The organism is Tessaracoccus lubricantis, from assembly GCF_039544535.1.
Lineage (GTDB): Bacteria > Actinomycetota > Actinomycetes > Propionibacteriales > Propionibacteriaceae > Arachnia > Arachnia lubricantis.
This window is the reverse complement of the sequence record NZ_BAABLV010000012.1, coordinates 91,293-108,434: the sequence shown is the minus strand read 5'-3', so window position 1 is coordinate 108,434 and position 17,142 is coordinate 91,293. Positions and strand designations below refer to the sequence as shown.

General features: G+C 70.2%; 12 protein-coding genes and 1 riboswitch. Of the genes, 8 read left to right on the top strand and 4 right to left on the bottom strand.

The window, feature by feature from the left end; all coding sequences use genetic code 11:
- Window positions 1-416: 416 nt before the first annotated feature.
- Both ABEA30_RS03855 and ABEA30_RS03850 read left to right on the top strand, forming a co-directional pair.
- Entirely contained in the window at window positions 417-1,319 is a 903-nt protein-coding gene (locus ABEA30_RS03855; protein ID WP_345579217.1) for a CPBP family intramembrane glutamic endopeptidase, read from the top strand.
- A gap of 54 nt (window positions 1,320-1,373) precedes the next feature.
- Window positions 1,374-3,311, top strand: a complete 1,938-nt coding sequence (locus ABEA30_RS03850) for a TIGR03960 family B12-binding radical SAM protein (RefSeq protein ID WP_386086238.1) — start codon at window positions 1,374-1,376, stop codon at window positions 3,309-3,311.
- A gap of 42 nt (window positions 3,312-3,353) precedes the next feature.
- Here the strand turns inward: ABEA30_RS03850 and ABEA30_RS03845 are convergent, their stop codons facing one another.
- A complete protein-coding gene (locus ABEA30_RS03845) occupies window positions 3,354-4,112 on the bottom strand; it encodes an alpha/beta fold hydrolase (RefSeq protein ID WP_345579214.1) in 759 nt (252 codons plus the stop codon).
- 43 nt (window positions 4,113-4,155) lie between these two features.
- Between ABEA30_RS03845 and ABEA30_RS03840 the strand changes: the two genes are divergently transcribed.
- Window positions 4,156-5,658, top strand: a complete 1,503-nt coding sequence (locus tag ABEA30_RS03840; protein WP_386086236.1) for a DUF1846 domain-containing protein — start codon at window positions 4,156-4,158, stop codon at window positions 5,656-5,658.
- On the opposite strand, the gene ABEA30_RS03835 is transcribed toward ABEA30_RS03840, so the two are convergent.
- From ABEA30_RS03835 to ABEA30_RS03825, 3 genes are all read right to left on the bottom strand, one after another.
- On the bottom strand, window positions 5,609-6,652 hold the full coding sequence (locus ABEA30_RS03835; RefSeq protein ID WP_345579211.1) for a hypothetical protein: 1,044 nt from the start codon (window positions 6,650-6,652) through the stop codon (window positions 5,609-5,611). The two genes, ABEA30_RS03840 and ABEA30_RS03835, sit on opposite strands and share 50 nt — an antisense overlap.
- A 71-nt stretch (window positions 6,653-6,723) precedes the next feature.
- A complete protein-coding gene (locus tag ABEA30_RS03830) occupies window positions 6,724-7,911 on the bottom strand; it encodes an MFS transporter (protein ID WP_345579208.1) in 1,188 nt (395 codons plus the stop codon).
- Window positions 7,908-9,116, bottom strand: a complete 1,209-nt coding sequence (locus tag ABEA30_RS03825) for an AGE family epimerase/isomerase (protein ID WP_345579205.1) — start codon at window positions 9,114-9,116, stop codon at window positions 7,908-7,910. Before ABEA30_RS03825 ends, ABEA30_RS03830 begins: the two co-directional genes overlap by 4 nt.
- Before the next feature lie 19 nt (window positions 9,117-9,135).
- On the opposite strand from ABEA30_RS03825, the gene ABEA30_RS03820 reads away from it, so the two are divergent.
- The 5 genes from ABEA30_RS03820 to rpmB all read left to right on the top strand — a co-directional run bounded on the left by ABEA30_RS03820 (window position 9,136) and on the right by rpmB (window position 17,096).
- On the top strand, window positions 9,136-9,837 hold the full coding sequence (locus tag ABEA30_RS03820; protein WP_345579202.1) for a TIGR03936 family radical SAM-associated protein: 702 nt from the start codon (window positions 9,136-9,138) through the stop codon (window positions 9,835-9,837).
- Between the two features lie 230 nt (window positions 9,838-10,067).
- Window positions 10,068-12,920: an Rne/Rng family ribonuclease gene (locus tag ABEA30_RS03815; RefSeq protein WP_345579199.1), complete on the top strand. Its 2,853-nt coding sequence runs from the start codon at window positions 10,068-10,070 to the stop codon at window positions 12,918-12,920.
- Between the two features lie 84 nt (window positions 12,921-13,004).
- Window positions 13,005-13,195: riboswitch (cobalamin riboswitch) on the top strand.
- A gap of 95 nt (window positions 13,196-13,290) precedes the next feature.
- Window positions 13,291-15,792 carry a ribonucleoside-diphosphate reductase subunit alpha gene (locus tag ABEA30_RS03810; protein WP_345579196.1) on the top strand — a complete coding sequence of 834 codons (2,502 nt, stop codon included), beginning with the start codon at window positions 13,291-13,293 and terminating at the stop codon, window positions 15,790-15,792.
- A 26-nt stretch (window positions 15,793-15,818) separates the two neighbouring features.
- Complete coding sequence (locus ABEA30_RS03805) at window positions 15,819-16,811, top strand: ribonucleotide-diphosphate reductase subunit beta (RefSeq protein ID WP_345579193.1); 993 nt, start codon at window positions 15,819-15,821, stop codon at window positions 16,809-16,811.
- A gap of 99 nt (window positions 16,812-16,910) precedes the next feature.
- On the top strand, window positions 16,911-17,096 hold the full coding sequence (gene rpmB / locus ABEA30_RS03800; RefSeq protein ID WP_345579190.1) for a 50S ribosomal protein L28: 186 nt from the start codon (window positions 16,911-16,913) through the stop codon (window positions 17,094-17,096).
- Window positions 17,097-17,142 lie beyond the last annotated feature (46 nt).

The window sequence follows — 17,142 nt, the reverse complement described above, 5'->3', positions numbered from 1 at the left end:
TCGGGAGGCCTCGACCCCTATAGCCAGCCGCCACGCCGCGCCACCCCTACACCCTCAATTGGGAAGAGCCACTTACTGGGCCATGCAATGGGGTGACAAGGGGCTGCTGGGGCATCCCGGGCCGATTGAATCTGGCACGGCTTCAAACCTGGCGTGAGCTGCGGCGAGAAGTAATCCGACTCCGGACCACCCGGGGCAGACCAGACCCTCCACCAGCAACTCACCGACAATGGATCACCCGCTCCGTCTAGGGTGGGGGCGTGACACAGCCTCCACCCGCGACCCCACAGCCCGGTCCCCAGTGGGCGCCGCCGCCGCAGTGGGGGCCGCCGTCGCAGCCGGAACCGCCCTCCCAGTGGGGGCCGCCACAGCCCCCTGTTCAGTGGGGGCCGCCTCCCGCACCGCCGACGATGCCCGTGGAACCCGTCGAGTACCACCAGTTCTGGCGTGCCCCCGGCATCGCGCCCTGGAGGCCCGTCGTCGCGGTGCTTCTAGTGGCGGTGGCCTTCCTCGCCGCCTCCCTCATCGCGACGGTGGCCGCGTTGATGATCGAAGTGGCCACGGGCGCCGTCGACCCCGACGAACTTCTGGGGATGCTGGAGAACGCGCAGGTCACCCCGGGGCTGGTGCTGGCCAACAGCGTCGCGATCGGGCTCCTGCTCCCGTTCTCGCTGTTGATGGGCCACTTCGTGCGGCAGCGCCCGGGCTTCCTCCACTCGGTGGTGGGTCGGTTCCGGTGGCGCTGGTTCTGGACCTGCGCCGCCGTCGCGCTGGTCATCCTCGGCCTGAACGTGGGCATCGAGCTGGCCGTCACCGGCACCGCAGACCTCGACCTGCAGATCCGCCCCTACACGTGGTGGCTGCTCGTCGGGCTGATGCTCGTGACGCCGTTCCAGGCGGCCGCGGAGGAGTACATGCTGCGCGGCGTGCTGCTGCGCACGGTGTCGTCCTGGTTCCGCAGGCCCGTCGTCGCCCTCGCAGTGGGGACGCTGCTGAACTCCGCCGTGTTCATGCTGCTGCACGGCGCCTCAGACCCCTGGCTCAACCTCTTCTACTTCACGCTGGGGGCGCTGCTGACCTGGCTGACGTGGCGGACGGGCGGGCTCGAGGCCGCGGCGGCATTCCACATCGTCAACAACATGATCGGCTTCTCCCTCGTGCCGTTCCAGGGCGTCAGTTCGATCTTCGACCGCTCGGTGGGCACCGGCGGGCCGATCGTGCTGGGGCAGCTGGTGGCGGCGGTGCTCGTGGTGGCGGTGATCGGCGTCCTGGCCCGCCGGGGTGACGTGCAGCGGCAGGGCCCGGGTCGCGAAGGCTAGGCCAAACCCGACCCCGCATATAAACTCGGCGGTGCCATGACTACGATGCCCACCCTGCCCTCGCACTCGGTGTTCGACCGCCTCGAGCCGCTGCTGGCGCGCGTCAGCAAGCCCATCCAGTACGTCGGCGGGGAACACAACTCCGTCGTGAAGGAATGGGACGCCGTCGACGTGCGCTGGTGCCTGTCCTACCCGGACGCCTACGAGGTGGGTCAGCCCAACCAGGGCGTCGCGATCCTCTACGAGATCCTCAACGAGCGCGACTGGATCTTGGCCGAACGCACCTACTCCGTCTGGCCGGACATGGAGGCGGTGCTCCGCAGCAACGGCATCCCGCAGTTCACGCTCGACGCGCACCGCCCCGTCGGCATGTTCGACCTGCTGGGCGTGTCGTTCTCGACGGAACTGGGCTACACCAACCTGCTCAACCTCATCGACCTGTCGGGCATGACACTGCACGCCGCCGACCGCGGCGAGGGCGAGCCGCTCGTCGTGGCCGGTGGCCACGCGGCGTTCAACCCCGAACCCATCGCCGACTTCATCGACGTAGCGGTGTTGGGCGACGGCGAGGAGGCCTCGCTGCACATCTCCGACATCGTGCGCGAGTGGAAGGCGGAGGGCCGCGAGGGCGGCCGCGACGGCCTGCTGCTCCGGCTGGCGATGACAGGCGCGTTCTACGTGCCGAAGTTCTACGATGTCGACTACCTCGACGACGGCCGCATCCAGCGCGTCGCGCCCAACCGGCCGGAGGTGCCGTTCCAGGTCCGCAAGCACACCCTGATGGACCTCGACGCGTGGCCCTACCCCAAGAAGCCCATCGTGCCGATGGCCGAGACCGTGCACGAGCGCTACTCGGTCGAGATCTTCCGGGGCTGCACCCGTGGCTGCCGGTTCTGCCAGGCCGGCATGATCACGCGCCCGGTGCGTGAGCGCAACATCGAGACGATCGGCGCGATGGTCGAGGGCGGCCTCAAGGCCACGGGCCTGGAGGAGATCGGCCTGCTGTCGCTGTCGTCGGCGGACCACTCGGAGATCGCCGAGGTCACCAAGCAGTTGGCGGACCGCTACGAGGGCAGCAACGTGTCGCTGTCCCTGCCGTCGACGCGCGTGGACGCGTTCAACATCGACCTCGCCAACGAGCTGTCACGCAACGGCCGTCGTTCCGGCCTGACGTTCGCGCCCGAGGGCGGCTCCGAGCGCATGCGCAAGGTCATCAACAAGATGGTGAGCGAGGACGACCTCATCAACACCGTGGCCGCGGCGTTCTCCTCCGGGTGGCGCCAGGTGAAGCTCTATTTCATGTGCGGGCTGCCCACGGAGACCGACCAGGACGTCCTGGCCATCGCAGACCTCGCCCGTCGGGTCATCGAGACGGGCCGGCAGGCATCGGGCACCAAGGACATCCGCTGCACGGTGTCGATCGGCGGCTTCGTGCCGAAGGCACACACGCCGTTCCAGTGGGCCGGGCAGGCCAGCTCGGAGACCATCAACCACCGCCTCATGCTGCTCAAGGAGACCATCAAGCAGGACCGCAACTACGGCCGCGCCATCGGCCTGCGGTACCACGAGGGCGAGCCCGGAGTGGTCGAGGGGCTGCTGTCGCGCGGCGATCGCCGGGTCGGCCGGATCATCGAGCGCGTGTGGCGCGAGGGCGGCAAGTTCGACGGCTGGAACGAGCACTTCTCCTACGAGCGCTGGGTCACCTCGGCCAACGAGGAACTGGCCACGTTCGGCATTGACCTCGACTGGTACACGCAGCGCGAGCGCAGCTACGAGGAGGTGCTGCCCTGGGACCACCTGGACGCCGGCCTGGACCGCGACTGGCTCTGGGAGGACTGGCAGGACGCCCTCGACGAACGCGAGGTGGAGGACTGCCGCTGGACGCCGTGCTTCGACTGCGGCGTGTGCCCGCAGCTGGACACCGAGATCCAGATCGGCCCCACGGGCAAGGTGCTGCTGCCGCTCACCGTCGTCAAGCCCAGCCTGGCCTGACGCCGGGGCCCGGCACTCCGCGGGGGCGGCGGCCTCGGCGGATCAGCGGTGCCGGTCCAGGAACGCGTCAACCACGGCGTGGAACTCATCGGGCCGGTCGCGGCGGATGCAGTGCCCGGCGCCCGGGATCTCGACCACCTCGACCAGGTCGTTGTCGATCCGGGCCGGGTCCGGGGCCATCTCACCGTCCACGGGAACGACGATGAGCGTCGGCACCGTCAACGCGGAGAACATCTCCTCCCACGCGGTGTCGCCGAGGTAGAGGCCCCGCCGTAGGTATTCACGGTCGACGCGGGCCTTGGACTCCGCCCACGGCTCGAGCTCGGTGTCGGTCCACGGCGTCTCCTGCAGCATCCGGGTGACCTCGCCGTCGGGGTCCTGCGTGACGGCCTCGACGAAGGCGAGCTGCTGCCTTGAGAACTCGGTGTTGGCGCCGTCCCAGTGCGGGGCGGGCTTGGCAGGGTCCTCGAGCACGATCGCGCGCACCAGTTCTGGGTAGCCCTGCGCAACGCGGGCGGCGACCAGACCGCCGAGTGAGTGCCCCACGAGGATGGCGGGCCGCCCGAGCTGGCGCAGCACGGCCGCCACGTCGTCGCGCATGACCTCCGGCACCCGCCGGAACTGCTCCTCGGAGAAGCCGGGGGAGCGGCCGTGCCCACGCTGGTCGACGGCGAGGACGTGGTGGTCCCGCTCCCAACGCGCGACGGCGTCGGGCCAGCAGGTGCCGTCGTCGGTGAGGCCGTGGATGAGTACGAGCGGCGGTGCCGCGGGATCGCCGTGGTCGTGAACGTGGAGCGCCATGGGGTAGAGCCTACCGGCGGCGCGGCGTGTAGGCTGGGGGTCCGTGGCTGACAGCATGCGCAAGACCGGATTCGACCGTCAGAAGTACCTCGACCTGCAGTCGGAGCACATCGACCAGAGGCGCAAGCGCTTCGGCGGGAAGCTGTACCTCGAGTTCGGCGGCAAGCTGTTCGACGACCACCACGCGGCGCGCGTGCTCCCCGGATTCACGCCGGACAACAAGATCGAGATGCTCAACACCATCGCCGACGAGGTCGAGATCGTGATGGTCATCTCCTCGCACGACCTCATCCGCAACAAGGTGCGCGCCGACGTCGGCATCACCTACGAGGCCGACGTGCTGCGCCTCATCGACGAGTTCCGCTCCTACGGCCTCTACGTCGGCTCCGTGGTCATCACGCAGATGGCCGACGACCACCGCCAGGCCCGCAACTTCAAGCGCAAGCTGGAGCGGCTCGGCCTCAAGGTGTACCGCCACTACCCGATCAAGGGCTACCCCAACGACGTCCCGCTGATCGTCAGCGAGAACGGCTACGGCCGCAACGAGTACGTCGAGACCAGCCGCGACGTCGTCGTGGTCACCGCGCCCGGCCCGGGCAGCGGCAAGATGGCCACCTGCCTGTCGCAGCTCTACCACGACCACAAGCGCGGCATCCCCTCCGGCTACGCCAAGTACGAGACGTTCCCCATCTGGAACCTGCCGCTCGACCACCCCGTGAACATGGCCTATGAGGCGGCGACGGCGGACCTGGACGACGTCAACATGATCGACCCGTTCCACCTCGCCGCCTACGGCGAGCAGGTGGTCAACTACAACCGCGACGTGGAGTCGTTCCCGGTGCTGAAGCTGCTCTTCGAGCAGCTGACGGGGGAGAGCCCGTACCAGTCGCCCACCGACATGGGCGTGAACATGGCCGGCGTGTGCATCGCCGACGACGAGGTGTGCCGCGAGGCGTCGAAGCAGGAGGTGCTGCGCCGCTACTTCAAGGCGCTCGTGGCCGAACGCCGTGAGGAGGCCGAGCCGCACCAGTCGGACCGCATCGCGCTGATCATGTCGACGCTCGGCATCACGCGCGAGGACCGGCCCGTCGTCCTGCCGGCGCTGGACCTCGAGAAGCGCACCAAGGGCCCCGCCGCCGCGATGCAGCTGCCGGACGGCCGCATCGTCACCGGCAAGACCTCCGCGCTGCTGGGCGCCAGCTCCGCCATGCTGCTCAACGCGCTCAAGGTGCTGGCCGGAATCCCCGACGAGGTGCGCCTGCTTGACCCGGAGACCATCGAGCCCATCCAGACACTGAAGACCCGCCACCTGGGCAGCGCCAACCCCCGTCTCCACACGGACGAGGTGCTGATCGCGCTGTCGGTCGGCGCCCGTTTCGACGAGAACTGCCGCCGGGCACTCGACGAACTGCAGCAGCTGCGCGACTGCGACGTGCACACCTCCGTCATCCTGGGGTCGGTCGACGAGTCGATCTTCCGCAACCTCGGCGTGCACGTCACGTGCGAACCCGTCTACCAGAGCAAGAAGCTCTACCGGAAGGGCTGAATCCGGACGCGGCCCGCGCTACAGGGCCTCCTCCGCGAGCGCGTCGATCGCCGCTGCGGCGTCGCGGGCGCCCTGCCCGGTGGTCCAGCGACTCCAGCCGCACAGCTGCGCGGCCTCGGCCAGCAGCGAGGGCCACTGCCCGGCGGCGGGCCATTCGGGCAGCGCGACGCAGCACCGCAGCCTGCGCAGGGCCTCGACGGTGGCGAGTTGCTCGTCGAACGGCCGGGGCTGCGCCACCACCACCGCCGGGCGCCCTGCCGCCGCCACCTCCGCCCACTGCATTCTGGCTCGCGTGCGTGACCACCACGTCGGCCCACGCCAGGTCTGCCCAGACGTCGGGTGAGCCGCTGTGCCCCGGGCTGCGGATCCGCCACTCCCAGCCGGGCGTGGCGGCCTCCGCGGCGTCGAGGTCGGCGGCCGTGACGCCGGTGCCGCCGGTGCCCCACGCCACCAGCACCCGCCGTCGGCTCGACGTGAGCGGGGGAGCGGTCCGGTCGTCGAAGCGTGAGATGCCCCCGACGTAGCGGGTCTTGCGGTGCCACCGCTCCGGCCACGTCGGTTCCGGCGTCGTGCCGGGCCACGGCGCGATCAGCAGGGAGGCCCCGTCGTAGGCGGCCTCGTGCGGGCGGTCGCGGCGGTCGCCCCGCATGGCCATCACGACGGTGCGGACGCCGAGCAGCCGCGACAGGAGGGCCACTTCGCAGGAGGCGTCCACGACCATGACGGAGATGTCGCGGCGGAGGTGCTCGCCGATCAGGGAGAGTCGCTCGCGGTGGCCGGGGTGGTCCAGCGGGGCCCAGTGCAGCACCCCGCCGGCAGTGGGATCGGCGGGTTCGTCGGTGAGGTCAGGCGGGAGCTGGACCCAGGCCCCGGGCCAGCCCTCCGGCACGGGGACGGAACCGAAACCGACCACCTCGCCGCGCAGGTGGCGGGCGATCTGGGTGCTGCGCGTGGCGTGGCCCAACCCGTGGTGGTGCACGTACCAACCGATCATGTGAGCTCCTCGTCGCGCACCCGTCCCTTCATTGGAGCGCTTGCGCGGGGTTTCCGCCACCCCCTTGGGGGTTAGCGGTGCTCGGGCAGTTGGTCCTCGATGATCCGGGGCTGACAGGCGTAGAGGCCGGCGATCGTCATGGGGATCGCCAACCCCAGTTGCAGCAGGATGGGTGGGGTCCACGAGTCGAAGAGGTTGTAGAGCACGCCGAAGCTCAGCGGCCCGATCGTCGCGATGGTGTAGCCCACCGACTGGGCGAAACCGCTCAGGGCCGCGGTGGCGGCGGGGGTGCGGGCCCGGGTGCCGAACAGCGCCAGCACGAGCGGGAACGACGACGTGCCCAGCGCCATCATGACCGACCAGAACGCCGGTGCCGCCATCGGCGCGTTCAGCAGGCCGACGTAGCCGACCCCCAGGCATGCCATCAGGCAGAGGAACAGGACGCTGGGGTTGCGCGTGCGGGCCGCGTAGGCGGGGATCAGGAATGCGGGGATGATGCCGACGCCGGTTGCGATGCCGAGCATGTAGCCCGCCGTCGTCTGGTCCATGCCGGCGCTGCGGAAGATCGTGGGGAGCCAGCCGAAGACGGAGTACGCCTGGGCCGACTGGACGCCGAACATGATGCCCAGCGCCCAGCCCAGCCGGGTGCGGGCCACGGCTGCCAGCGTGATGTCGCGCTCACCGCCGGGCCTGGGCCTGCCGGCGCCGAGCGCCAGCGGCAGCCAGCACACGAGGGAGGCCACGGCGATGACGACGCCGGCGGCCAGGGCGGCGCGCCATCCGCCCAACGCGTGCGCCATCGGGACCGTGGCGCTGCCTGCCAGCGTGACGCCGATCGTCAGCACCAGCGAGTACAGCGCAGTGGCCATGCCCACGTGGTTGGGGTAGTGGCGCCGCACCAGCGAGGGCAGGAGCACGTTGGCCTGCGCCATGCCGGCCAACGCCAGCATCGACAACAGCAGGAACGACGGCGGGTCGTCCACCAACAGCCGCCCCGCCTGGCCGATGATCAGCATCACCAGCGAGACGAGGATCGACCGGTGCGCGCCCACGCGCCGGGCGATCCACGGCGCCATGGCCCCGAACACCGCGAAGCACAACGTCGGCAGTGAGGTGAGCATGCCGGCGGACAGGCCTGTGAGGCCGATGTCCGCGCTGATCTCCGTGAGGACGGGGCCGACCGCGACGGCGACGGGGCGCAGGTTGAACGCCAGGGCCAGCAGCGCGACGAGGGGCCACCAGCGACGAAGCGCGCTCAAACCAGCTGCCTCTGGGCCAGTGCCATGGCCAGGGAGGGAGCGAGCGGGAGCCGGGGGATGAGGGTCGCCTGGACCGCGTGGTAGAGGTCCGGCTTGCCGGGCCAGACCGAGTCGGCGACGGCGAGGCCCGCGTCGAGCTGGTGGTGCCAGGAGCCGCGCCCGCTGTCGACGAAGTGCCGGGCGACGTGGTCCCACCAGTGGGCGTAGTCGGTGGCGTAGCGCTTGTCGCCGGTGCGGTGGTAGAGCGCAGCGGCCGCGCCGATGGCCTCGGCAGCCACCCAGTGCAGGCGGTCGGTGGTCACGGGGGTGCCGTCCCAGCCGGTGGTGTAGACGAACCCGTCGTGCCCGTCGCGCGCCCAGCCGTCGGCGATGGCGCGGTCGTAGAGCTGCTGTGCGGCGTCGGCCCAGCGGGAGTCGGTGACGCCGGTGGCGGCCTCGAGGTGCAGGAACAGGCGGGCCCACTCGAGGCCGTGGCCGATGGTCGCGCCGTAGGGACGGAAGGGGTCCTCGGGCTGATCGGCGTTGTACTCGAGCTGCGGGCGCCAGGCCTTGTCGTAGTGCTCGGGCAGGCGCCAGTCGTGGGCGGCTGCCTGCTCGCGGGCGAAGGTGGCGATCCGCTCGGCCCGCTCCAACCACCGCTGGTCCCACGTGGCGTCGGCCGCGGCCAGCATGGCCTCGACCGTGTGCATGTTCGCATTGATGCCCCGGTAGGGGTCCGTGACGGACCAGTCGGGCTGCGCGGCGTCGGCGACCATGCCGTGGCCCTCGTCCCAGAACCGCTCGTCGAGCACGGCGAGCGCCTCGTCGAGCAGTTCACGCCCACCGGCCAGCCCGGCCACCGTGGCCGACGAGCCGGCCAGCACGACGAAGGCATGGTCATAGGCCTGCTTCGCGCCGGCGCGGGTCGAGTCGTGGAACCACCCGCCGTGCTGGTCGTCGCGCAGCGCGCCGGTCAGCCCGCTCATGGCGAGTTGGGCCAGCGGCCGGGAGCCCGGGATGCCCATCAGGTGGCCGAGCGCGTAGACGTGCACCATCCGGCACGTGACGTAGGTCTCGACGGGGCGTCCAGGGTCGGGGTTGCCGTCTGCGTCGAGGTACGCCGCGCCCTGGCCGGCCACCGGTGCCGCGGCGCCGAAGGCGAGCAGACGCTCCGCCTCACGCTGCAACCAGGCGCGGTGGGTTGGAGTGGTCAGCCAGTCGATCATGCGGCATACACTACGCCCCATGAGCACCCGTCAGCCGCCAGTTCAGCAGCCGCCGCCGGAGCAGAAGCTGCGGCTGCGCTACGCCAAGCGCGGCCCCGCGCGCTTCACCTCGCACCGGGATTTCGGCCGGGCGCTGGAGCGTGCGTTGCGGCGGGCCGACATCCCCATGGCGTATTCGTCGGGCTTCACTCCGCACCCCCGGATCTCCTACGCCAGCCCTTCGCCGACCTCTGCATCCTCGGAGGCGGAGTACGTGGAGCTGGGCCTGACCGAGGTGTGCGACCCCGTCAAGGTCGTGGCTGCGCTCAACGAGGTGCTGCCGCAGGGCTTCGAGATGCTCGACGCGGCGGAGGCGGTCAAGGAATCACTCGGCGAACTGTTGCAGGTCTCGGACTGGGAGATCCGCCTCGACGCCGCGCCCGGCGTCCTGCAGGCAGCCGTGGCCGAACTGCTGGGCCGCGAGCACCTCACCGTCGAACGGATGACCAAGCGCGGGATGCGCGCGTTCGACGTGCGGGCGGCCATCGTCTCGCTCGACGTGCTCGACGACCGCACGCTGCTGTTGCGCTCGCTCATCGAGACCCCTCTGGTGCGGCCCGACGACGTGGTGGCCGCGCTGCGCACGATCGACGAGTCCATCCCCCAGGAGATGCTGCTGAACCGGCTGTCCCAGGGGCCGCTGGTCGACGGCGGCACCGGCGACCCGCTGCGCCCCGCCTGACGCACCGTTCCGGGGCGGTTCCCGGCGGAATCCCAGCGTGGCATGCGTGGGTTGTTGGCGATGTGTGGAACAATGGCCCAAGGTCATGGCGCCGCCCGGTGCCACCCTGGGGCAGCGAGACTGCACCGCGGCACAATCCCTGCCGCGACTGCTCGCTGGCATCAGAGGACCACAGTCTTGAGGCACAGCCCGCTGTGCCCGGTCCGCGCCCAGTGCGCGTAAGGAGCCGCATGCTCACATCAGAGAACAATGAACAGGTGACGCCCGAAAGCGACACCACCCCCGCCCCCGTGCAGCGCCGCCGTCGCGCCGCCTCCCGCCCCGCCGGAGCCCCCAAGGCCCCGGCAGCGCAGGTCGAGGCCCCGGCCGCCGCCCCTGAACCCTCCGCCCCCGTCGCGCCGGAGCCAGTTGCTGAACCCAGCGCCCCGCAGGCCACTGAGCCCGCAGCGGCAGAGCCCGTCGCCGAGGACCTGACGCCCAAGCGTCGCCGCGCCTCGACCAAGCCCGCCACCCGCACCACCACCACCCGTCGTCGCAAGGTGGACGTCGAGCCCACGAGCTCCGACGCCCCGGCCGAGTCGCCGGAGCCGGTAGCCCAGGCACCCCAGGCGGAGGTCGCCCAGCCCGAGGCGGTCCAGCCGGAGGCCCCCGCCGCGGAGCAGAAGCCGGTCCGTCGCCGCGCCACCCGCAAGGCGGCCGCCGCTGAGAAGGCCCCGGAGGTCGCCGCCGACGCAACCCCGGAGCCGGTCGCGGAGCCCGCCAGCCAGGAGCCTGCGGCCGCTGAGGCGCCGGCCGAGCAGGTGCAGCCCGTCCGCCGCCGTCGCGCCACGCGCAAGGCCGCGGCGCCGGAGGCGGAGGCCCCCCGCGAGCCCGCGGCCATCGGGGGCCGCCCCGAGGCCCGCGCCATCGAGCCTGCTGCCGCCGCTGCGGCGCCGGCGGAGCCCGAGTCGGAGCAGGTCGACGCAGCGTCTGAGGAGCCGAGGGAGGCCGCGCCCCGCGCGCGCCGCCGCCGTGCGGGCCGCCCGGCCGCCGCACCCGAGCCGCGCAGCACCGCCGCCAACCCCGACGAGGATCCCATCGCCGCCGCCCTGCGCGCGGCCGAGGAAGTCGCCGAGGCGCGCAAGGCCGTGCTCAGCGACCCGTTCATGACGGCAGAGGCCCGTGAGGCCCAGCTCGCCGCGTTGGCCGGTGCCATCGCGGCCGGCGTCGCAGGCACGGCCACCGTGATCGACGAGGAGGGCGAGGAAGACGAGGAGTCCACCGAAGCGGGATCCGACGCCCAGGAGGCCGAGGAGTCCGACACCGCTGCGGACGCCGCGGAAGAGGACGCCGACGACGAGGACTCGGCCGAGGACGACCGCCCTGCCCGCCGCCGCCGTCGCCGTGGTGGCCGCCGTCGCCGCCGTGGCGGTCGAGGCGACGCCGAGAGTGACGAGGACGATTCCGCCGAGGATTCCGATGAGGACCAGGCCGACTCCTCTGACACCGACACGGACGACAACGGCGACTCCGCCGATTCCTCCGACGACGCCGACGGCGACGGCAGCACCATCCGCCGCCGCAGGCGTCGCCGTCGCCGCAACGGCGACTCCTCGGGTGAGGGCAGCCACGACGACGAGGTGACCGGCATCGAGGGCTCCACCCGCATGGAGGCCAAGCGCCAGCGCCGCAAGGAGTCCCGCGCCGCGGGCCGCCGTCGCGCCCCCATCCTCAGCGAGGCCGAGTTCCTGGCCCGCCGCGAGTCCGTGGACCGCAAGCTCGTGATCCGCCAGTCGGAGGAGTACACGCAGCTCGCCGTCGTCGAGGACGACATCCTCGTCGAGCACTACGTCGACAAGGCCTCGGCCGCGTCGTTGATCGGCAACATCTACCTCGGCAAGGTGCAGAACGTGCTGCCGAGCATGGAGGCGGCCTTCATCGACATCGGCCGCGGACGCAACGCCGTGCTGTACGCCGGCGAGGTGGACTGGGACGCCTTCGAGGTCACGGGTGAGAACCGCAAGGTCGAAAACGTGCTCAAGTCCGGCCAGTCGGTTCTGGTGCAGGTCACCAAGGACCCCGTCGGCGCCAAGGGTGCCCGCCTCACCGGCCACATCTCGCTGCCCGGCCGCTACATCGTCTACTCGCCGGGCGGCCACCTCTCCGGCATCTCGCGCAAGCTGCCCGACACGGAGCGCAACCGCCTGCGCGGCATCCTGAGCGGCCTCATCTCGGACAACGAGTCCGTGATCGTGCGCACCGCCGCGGAGGGCATCCCGGAGGAGGAGCTCGTCCGCGACGTCAACCGCCTCAAGGCCCAGTGGGAGGTCATCGAGAAGAAGTCGACGAAGGGTGGGGCGCCGCAGGCCCTCTACTCCGAGCCCGACCTGACGCTGCGCATCGTGCGCGACCTGTTCACCGAGGACTTCGGCCAGCTGATCGTCCAGGGCGACGGCGGTCAGGAGGACTCGTTCGAGGCCATCTCCGCCTACGTCTCGCACGTGGCGCCACACCTGGCGGAGCGCGTCGAGCGCTTCGAGGTGGGCGAGGACGGCAAGGACGTCTTCGCGCGCTTCAAGATCGACGAGCAGATCGCCAAGGCGCTCGATCGCAAGGTGTTCCTGCCGTCGGGCGGCTCGCTCGTGATCGACCGCACGGAGGCCATGACCGTCATCGACGTCAACACCGGCCGCTTCACCGGCGCCGGCGGCAACCTCGAGGCCACCGTCACCAGCAACAACCTGGAGGCGGCCGAGGAGATCGTGCGCCAGCTGCGGCTGCGGGACCTGGGCGGCATCATCGTGATCGACTTCATCGACATGGTCCTGCCCAGCAACCGCGACCTGCTGCTGCGCAGGCTCGTCGAGTGCCTGAGCCGCGACCGGACCCGCCACCAGGTCTCCGAGGTCACCAGCCTCGGCCTGGTCCAGCTGACCCGCAAGCGCATCGGCACCGGCCTCCAGGAGGCCTTCACCGAGCCCTGCGAGCACTGCAACGGCTCCGGTTACCACCGCTTCGAGGAGCCCGTGGACTCGCAGGCCCCCGCCGACGGTGGCGAGCGCAAGGGCGGCAACGGCCGCCGACGCGGCGGACGCGGACGCTGATCCACCCGGGAGGGGCGGGCGACCTGGTCGCCCGCCCCTTCTGCATTCCTACATGTGGTGTTTACATCGATGTGATTCACCAGATATGGTGGCGACATCGCATGGTTCCGCCGCCCGCGAGGGCAGCGGCTAAGAGGGAATCCGGTGTGAATCCGGAACTGTCCCGCAGCGGTGAGTGAGAACGAACGCCGTCATCGGCACTGGGTGATCCCCGGGAAGCGACGGCCAGTAGGTGGCTCACGAGTCCGAAGACCTGCCTGCGTGGCCCCGCATCCGCGGGGTCCGGTTCGAGAGCCGCGTGGAAACGGCCCCGCCAGCGCAGGACGCTCCGCCTCCTCTCGAACTCCACACCGAGTGCGAGGAAACACCCATGTCCATCCGTGTCCGCAAACGCGACGGCTCCCTTGTCCCGTACGACGGCGGGGAGGTGGCCGCGTCGATCGTCGACGCCGCCCGGGGTCTCGACGACGACCTCACCCGCGCCGTCCAGCTCCAGTCCGAGGTCGAGATCACCCTCTTCGACCAGATCACCACCGAGGAACTCGACGAGGCCGTCATCCAGGTGGCGCTCGCCAACGTCAAGGACGACCCGGCCTACGACACCATCGCCGCCCGCCTGCTCGTCAAGCGCATCTACAAGGCGGTCTTCGGCGACACCCACGACCTGTTCGGCGACGGCGCCCCCGAGACCATCCGGCAGCTGCACGTGGCGCACTTCGGCCCCACGATCACCCACGCAGTCGCCGCCGGGCTCCTCGATGCGCGGCTGGCGACGTCGTTCGACCTGGAGGTGCTCGCCCGGGCGCTGCGACCCGAGCGCGACGACCTGCTGCGCCACATCGGCGTGACCACCATGCGCAACCGCTACCTCCTGACCGCCGCAGGCCGCCTGCCCCTCGAGGTGCCGCAGTTCTTCTGGATGCGCGTCGCGATGGGGCTCAGCCTCAACGAGGCCGACCCCACGTCGGTGGCGCTGGAGCTGTACGACGCCATGAGCCAGCTGCGCTACCTCGCCGCCGGCTCCACGCTGGCCAACGCGGGCACGAGCTACGCGCAGCTGTCGAACTGCTTCGTCATGCAGCTGGAGGACCAGATCGAGCACATCGGCAAGTCCGTGCGCGACGTGATGTGGCTCACCAAGGGCACCGGCGGCATCGGTCTGTCGGTGTCGAAGCTGCGCTGCGAGGGCTCGCCGATCCGGTCCAACCAGACCACCTCGACCGGCCCGATCCCGTTCATGCACACCATCGACTCCACGCTGCGCGCCGTCTCGCGCGGCGGCAAGAAGTTCGGCGCGCTGTGCTTCTACATGGAGAACTGGCACCTCGACTTCGGCCAGTTCCTCGACCTCAAGCAGAACTCCGGAGACCCGTACCGGCGCGTGCGCACCGCCAACACCGCCGTGTGGATCAGCGACGAGTTCATGAAGCGGGTGGCCGACGACGCCGACTGGTACCTGTTCGACCCCCTCGACACCCCCGACTTGGTGGAGCTCTACGGGGCGGCGTTCTCCGCCCGCTACGCCGAGTACGTCGCGCTGGCGGAGAGCGGCGAGCTGGTGCGCTTCCGCAAGGTCCGCGCCCGCGAGCAGTACCGCCAGATCCTCGTGACGCTCCAGACCACGTCGCACCCGTGGCTGACCTGGAAGGACACGATCAACACGCGCGCGCTCAACAACAACACCGGCACCATCCACCTGTCCAACCTGTGCACCGAGATCTGCCTGCCGCAGGACGAGGACAACGTCGCGGTGTGCAACCTCGCCTCGGTCAACCTCGCCCGGCACCTCGACGGCGGCTCCTTCCAGTGGGACCAGCTGGCGGCCACCGTCCGCACCGCCGTGCGGCAGCTCGACAACCTGGTCGACATCACGATCTCGTCGGTGGGCGAGGCCGAGCGCGCCAACCGCGAGAACCGCGCCGTCGGGCTGGGCGTGATGGGCCTGACCGACGTGCTCGAGAGGCTGGGCCACGCGTACGACTCCCCAGCTGCCTACGACCTGGTCGACGAGGTGATGGAGTTCATCAGCTGGCACGCGATCGACACCTCCTGCGACCTCTCGCGCGAGCGTGGGCCGTACCCCAACTTCGCCGGCTCCCGCTGGTCGCAGGGCTGGGTGCCGCTGGACTCGCTCGAGGCCCTCGAACGCGACCGCGGCGTACGGGTCGACGTCGACCGCACGGCGCGGCTCGACTGGGATCTCCTGCGGGCAAAGGTGCGTGGCGGCATCCGCAACGCGACGCTGCTGGCGATCGCCCCGACGGCCTCGATCGGCCTCGTGGCCGGTACCACGCCAGGCATCGACCCGCAGTTCTCGCAGCTGTTCAGCCGGGCGACGTCGTCGGGCAAGTTCCTGGAGGTCAACCGCAACCTGGTGGCCGACCTCAAGGCGCTCGGCCTCTGGGAGGAGGTGCGCGACGACCTCCTGCGCAGCCAGGGCGACCTCAGCGTGCTGCCCGCAGTGCCGGCGCGCCTGAAGGAGACCTACCGCACCAGCTTCCAGGTGGACCCCGCCGCCTACCTGCACGTGGCGGCCCGGGCCCAGAAGTGGATCGACCAGGCGATCAGCCGCAACATCTACCTCGCCGACCGGGACGTCTCGACGATGGAGGACCTGTACCAGCTGGCGTGGCGGATGGGCGTCAAGACCACCTACTACCTGCACATGATGCCGCGCCACACCGCGGAGCAGAGCACTGTCAAGGTCAACAAGGCCGCCGAGCTCACCGGCGCCGGGGGAGGGGCGCGCCGAGGCTTCGGAGCCGCCCGGCCCGCCGTCGTGGCGCTCCAGCCGCAGGCCATCGAGGTCGTCGACGGTGCAGCCTGCCCCGTCGACCCCCAGGAACGCCTGCAGTGCGATTCCTGCCAGTGACGAACAAGAGGACGAAGGAGACAGACATGGGCATTCTCGGCACCGGCATCCAGGACGGGCTCCTGCTGAAACCCGTCACGTACCCGTGGGCGATGGACCTGTACGACCAGGCCGTGGCCAACACGTGGTTCCCCAACGAGATCCAGCTGGGCGAGGACCTGGCGGACTTCCACCGGATGAGCGACGACGAACGGCACGCGCTCACCTACCTCATGAGCTACTTCAACCCCAACGAACTGCTGGTCAACAAGGCACTCGCGTTCGGCGTGTACCCCTACGTCAACGCCGCTGAGGCACACCTGTACCTGGCCAAGCAGATGTGGGAGGAGGCCAACCACTGCATGGCGTTCGAGTACGTGCTCGAGACGTTCCCCGTCGACCGCGAGGCGGCCTACGGGGCGCACGTGGACGTCGCGTCGATGGCGGCCAAGGAGGAGTTCGAGGTGCGCTACATCAGGCGCATGACCGAGCAGGGCCTGGACATCTCGACGGTGGCGGGCAAGCGGGACTTCGTGCGCAACCTGGTGGCCTACAACGTGATCCTCGAGGGCATCTGGTTCTACTCGGGGTTCATGGTTGCGCTGTCATTCCGGCAGCGCAACCTGCTGCGCAACTTCGGCTCGCTGATCGACTGGATCGTGCGCGACGAGTCGCTGCACCTGAAGTTCGGCATCAACCTCATCCTCACCGTGCTCGAGGAGAACCCGGAGGTCGCCACCGACGAGTTCGCGGCCGAGATCAGGCAGATGATCCTGTCTGCCGTGGACATGGAGGTCGCCTACAACCGCGACCTGCTGCCCCGCGGCATCCTCGGCCTCAACGCGGAGGTGGTCAACGACTACGTCCGCTACCTCACGGACCGGCGACTGGAGGAGTTGGGCTTCGAGCCCGAGTACCACGTGGCCAACCCCGCGAAGTGGATGGCCACCGCCAACGACACCCTGCAACTGGTGAACTTCTTCGAGGCCACCAACACGTCGTACGAGGTCAACGCGATGGCCAGCCGACGGGGGGATTGAGGCCCTCGGCCGGTTTGGCGAATCCGTTCGCGACGGGTTAACATTGTGCGGTTGCCTTTTCGGAGGTGAACCCCCAAACGAACCAACAAGGAGATTCCAGTGGCTGCCAAGTGTGAAGTTTGCGCCAAGGGACCCGGCTTCGGTCACAACAAGCCCTGGTCGAAGAAGAAGACCAACCGTCGCTGGAACCCGAACATCCAGCGTGTCCGCGCTACCGTCGACGGTACCGCGATGCGCGTCAACGTGTGCACCTCGTGCCTGAAGGCTGGCAAGGTCTCGCGCTGAACTGAGACAGCTGAAACCGGCGGTCCGCTGAGCGGGCCGCCGGTTT